The organism is Roseateles sp. P5_E11, assembly GCF_054049355.1.
Genome location: NZ_JBFUMO010001177.1, coordinates 1 through 608, shown reverse-complemented (window position 1 = coordinate 608; position 608 = coordinate 1). Strand labels below are relative to the sequence as shown.

General features: G+C 69.6%; 1 protein-coding gene. It reads right to left on the bottom strand.

Translation table 11 applies throughout. The annotated features are described in order from the left end of the window. Positions 1-42 precede the first annotated feature (42 nt). On the bottom strand, positions 43-608 hold a 566-nt coding region (locus tag ACXJKR_RS34185), incomplete at its 5' end, for an ACP S-malonyltransferase (protein WP_457326645.1).

The following is a 608-nucleotide window of genomic DNA, read 5'->3' as shown; positions in this document are numbered from 1 at the left end:
CCGGTGACGAGGGCGACGCCCTTGGGTGCGGATTCAGTCATTTCAGCCGCCTCCCAGCAGCGCACGGGCTTCGGCCAGCGAAGCGGGGTCGAAGACGCAGGCGGCCTGCAGCTCGGCGTCGATGCGCTTGGCCATGCCGGTCAGCACCTTGCCGGGGCCGGCCTCGATGATGTGGCCGACACCGCGGGCCTTCAGCGCCTGCACAACCTCGACCCAGCGCACCGGGCCAAAGGCCTGGCGGTAGAGGGCGTCGCGCAGTGTCGCGTCGTTGTCGGTGATGGCGACGTCGATGTTGTTGATGACCGGGAAGGCGGCGGCATGGAACTGCACGGTCGCCAGCTTTTCCTTCAGCCGCTCGGCGGCCGGCTTCATCAGGCTGGAGTGAAACGGCGCGGACACCGATAGCGGCAGCGCACGCTTGGCACCGGCGGCCTTCAGGATCTCGGCGGCCTTGTCGGCGCCCACTTTGCTGCCGGCGATGACCGTCTGCTTGGGATCATTGAAGTTGACCGCCTCGACCGCCTCGCCAGTCTCGGCTGCGGCCTGGGCGCAGCCCGCGCGGACAGCCTCGCCGTCCAGCCCCAGGATGGCGTACATCGCGCCGGCGC